Raw genomic sequence first — 3103 nt, 5'->3', positions numbered from 1 at the left:
CCCCCCCCCCGCCCCCCCCCCCCCCCGCCCCCCCCCCCCCCCCCCCCCCCCCCCCCCCCCCCCCCCCCCCCCCCCCCGGCACCTCCCGCCCGACCTCCCGACTCCCCAACCTTCCCTACCTTCCCGACACTCTGACCCCTTGTCGCTTTGTCGCTTCGGCCCCGTCGCGCCTGGCCCCGGCCCGTTCCCCTCGTACCGCGCGCCGCGTACACCTGCCGCCCCCTCCGCCCCCTTGGAGACCACCGTGGACTTCGGCATCGTCCTCCAGACCGACCCGCCCGCTGCGCAGACCGTCAGCCTGATGCAGCGCGCCGAGCGCAACGGCTTCCGCTACGGCTGGACGTTCGACTCCGCCGTGCTGTGGCAGGAGCCGTTCGTCATCTACAGCCGGGTGCTCGAACACACCGAACGGCTCATCGTCGGACCGATGGTGACCAACCCCGGCACCCGCACCTGGGAGGTGACGGCCTCCACGTTCGCCACCCTCAACGAGATGTACGGCAACCGGACGGTGTGCGGCATCGGCCGCGGCGACTCGGCGATGCGCGTCGCCGGCCGTCGCCCCTGCGGCCTGACCACCCTCGCCACCTGCATCGACGCCCTGCGGGACCTCGCCGAGGGGCGGGAAGCGGTGGTGGACGGCGCCACCGTGCGGCTGCCGTGGGTGCGGGGCGGGCGGCTGCCGGTGTGGATGGCCGGCTACGGGCCGAAGGCGCTGGCGCTGGCCGGGCAGAAGGCCGACGGCTTCATTCTGCAACTTGCCGACCCGCTGCTGACGGAATGGATGGTCACGGCGGTTCGCGCCGCCGCGGCCGAGGCCGGCCGCGACCCGGCCGAGCTGACGATCTGTGTGGCCGCGCCGGCCTACCTGTGCGACGACACGCCCCAGGCGCTCGCGCACGCCAGGGACCAGTGCCGCTGGTTCGGCGGCATGGTCGGCAACCACGTGGCCGACCTCGTCAGCCGCTACGGCACGGAATCCGGCGCCGTCCCCGCCGAACTGACCAGCTACATCAAGAGCCGCGAGGGCTACGACTACGCGCACCACGGCCGCGCCGGCAACCCCGACACGGAGTTCGTGCCCGACGAGGTCGTCGACCGGTTCTGCGTACTGGGCCCGCCCGCCGCCCACCTTGCCAAGTTGGCGGCCCTGCGGGACCTGGGCGTCGACCAGTTCGCGCTGTACGCCATGCACGACGCGCGCGAGGAGATCATCGACGGCTACGGCAGCGAGGTCATCCCCGCGCTGACCGCCCGGTAGCGCCCGCCCTCCAGCACGGCTGGCCCTCCTGCCCGCTGCCCCGTCGCCCCGCGGCCTCTCCCGACCCCTCGGTTCCTGACCCCTCGGCTCCCGCGTCCTCTCGGCTCGCGCTCCCTCAGTACGCCCGTACGGGTCGCCGTCCGGGCACGACCCGGCGCGCGTCCACCCCAGGCAGGGCCCCGTACGCGCATCCGCACGCATCCGCGGTCGCGTACGGGCCGGGCCCCTCGCAGTCGCCAACCCCGGCTCCAGCCCCCAGTCGGAAGGTGACCGGGAGCGCGTCCACGGCGATCGCCGCGAACCCGATCGTGCCCGGGGAGCCGCCGGCGCGGGCGGTGCCTCCTAAGATGGCCCGCATGGCTGACACCGCGCGCTCTGTGCCGCGCCCCTGTTGTTGTTGTCGCTGACGCCTGCCCCGCGCCGCCGCGCCGCTCGCGCGCCCCGGTGATCCCCCTTGGCCCCTGCGCTCTCCCGCGCCCTTTCCCGAGGTGTTCCGCGATGACTCCTGCCCGTCGTTCCCTGCTCAAGCTGCTGGCCGCCGCTCCGGTGGCCACTGCCCCGCTCGCCGTCCCGCCCGCCCGGGCCTCGGCCGCCGCGTCGGCCGAAATACCTGCCGATCCGACCAGCGGCATCGTCAAACCCCTGCCGCCCGAACTGTTCACCCTCCGCGGCACCAACGCCGAGACCCGGCTCTCCGCCTTCCGCGACACCGGCTTCCACACCCCGACCGACCGCTTCTTCGTCCGCAACCACACCAGCACCCCGCGCATCGACCCGGACACCTGGGGCCTGACCGTCTGGGGCAGCGGCCTACGGGGCGGGCCCGTCCGCTTCACCCTGGCCGACCTGCGCGCGCTGCCCGCGGTCAGCCGCGATGTGGCCATCGAGTGCGCGGGCAACGGGCGCAGCTACTTCACCTCCCAACAGGGCGAGACCGTCGCCGGCACCGCCTGGACGCTCGGCGCCATCGGCGTCGCCCGCTGGCGCGGCGCCCGGCTGGCCGACGTGCTGCGCCGGGCCGGCATCGGCAGCCACGCCGTCGACGTCCTGCCGCGCGGCCTGGACGGCGAGTACGTGACCGCCGGGGTCAACCTCGGCCGGGTGCGCCGCCCGCTGCCGGTGGCCAAGGCGCTGGACGACGTGATCGTGGCGTACGAGATGAACGGTGCGCCGCTCCCGCCCGACCACGGCTTCCCGGCCCGGCTGGTCGTGCCGTCCTGGATAGGGATCGCCTCCATCAAGTGGCTCGGCGACATCGAGGTCGGCGACCGGCCGCTGCACTCGCCCTGGAACACCGACTACTACCGGCTGTTCGGGCCGGGCCAGCCGCCGGAGGGCAGCGCCCCGCTCACCCGGCAGACCATCAAGTCCGCGTTCGACCTGGACCCCGGGGCCACCTTCGCGCCCCGCCGCCACCAGCACCTCACCGGCCGCTCCTGGTCCGGGCGGGCGCCGGTGGTGCGGGTCGAGGTGAGCACCGACGGGGGAGCGCACTGGCGCCCGGCCCACCTGAAAGACCCGGCGCGGCGCGGGAGTTGGGTGCGCTGGTCGGTCCCCTGGCAGCCGGGCCGCGGCGGGTCGACCGAACTCCTGGCACGGGCCACCGACGCGGCCGGCACCACCCAGCCCGCGCGCACCCCGCACAACACCCAGGGCTACCTGTTCGACGCGGTGGTCCGGGTCCCGGTCACCATCGGCTGACCGGGCCGCATCCCGGTGGGCCCGCGGGCGCACCGGGACGGCGCCCCCCCCCCCCCCCCCCGGGGGGGGGCCCCCGCTGCGTACGCGACACCGTCGGTGGTCGGCTGAGCGGGGCTTCAGTCGCCCCGGGTGGCCGGACCG

At 75.4% G+C, this 3103-nt stretch carries 3 protein-coding genes; 2 read left to right on the top strand and 1 reads right to left on the bottom strand.

Features of this window, described 5'->3' with window-relative positions:
• Nucleotides 1-244: 244 nt before the first annotated feature.
• Entirely contained in the window at nt 245-1261 is a 1017-nt protein-coding gene (locus tag AAHZ94_RS31660) for a TIGR03842 family LLM class F420-dependent oxidoreductase (RefSeq protein ID WP_349997155.1), read from the top strand.
• Between the two features lie 115 nt (nt 1262-1376).
• On the opposite strand, the gene AAHZ94_RS31655 is transcribed toward AAHZ94_RS31660, so the two are convergent.
• Nucleotides 1377-1619 (bottom strand): hypothetical protein, encoded by a 243-nt coding sequence (locus AAHZ94_RS31655; protein WP_349997154.1) that lies wholly within the window; start codon nt 1617-1619, stop codon nt 1377-1379.
• Between the two features lie 140 nt (nt 1620-1759).
• Between AAHZ94_RS31655 and AAHZ94_RS31650 the strand changes: the two genes are divergently transcribed.
• On the top strand, nt 1760-2962 hold the full coding sequence (locus AAHZ94_RS31650) for a sulfite oxidase (RefSeq protein ID WP_349997153.1): 1203 nt from the start codon (nt 1760-1762) through the stop codon (nt 2960-2962).
• Nucleotides 2963-3103: the final 141 nt, after the last annotated feature.

The sequence above is a fragment of the Streptomyces sp. HSW2009 genome (genome assembly GCF_040240285.1).
In the GTDB taxonomy this organism is placed as follows: domain Bacteria; phylum Actinomycetota; class Actinomycetes; order Streptomycetales; family Streptomycetaceae; genus Streptomyces.
This window is presented reverse-complemented; position numbering and strand designations above follow the sequence as displayed.

Excerpts from the sequence above, each read along its gene's own strand:
- AAHZ94_RS31655 (WP_349997154.1), bottom strand. The coding sequence starts at position 1,619 with ATGCGGGCCATCTTAGGAGGCACCGCCCGCGCCGGCGGCTCCCCGGGC.
- AAHZ94_RS31650 (WP_349997153.1), top strand. The coding sequence starts at position 1,760 with ATGACTCCTGCCCGTCGTTCCCTGCTCAAGCTGCTGGCCGCCGCTCCG.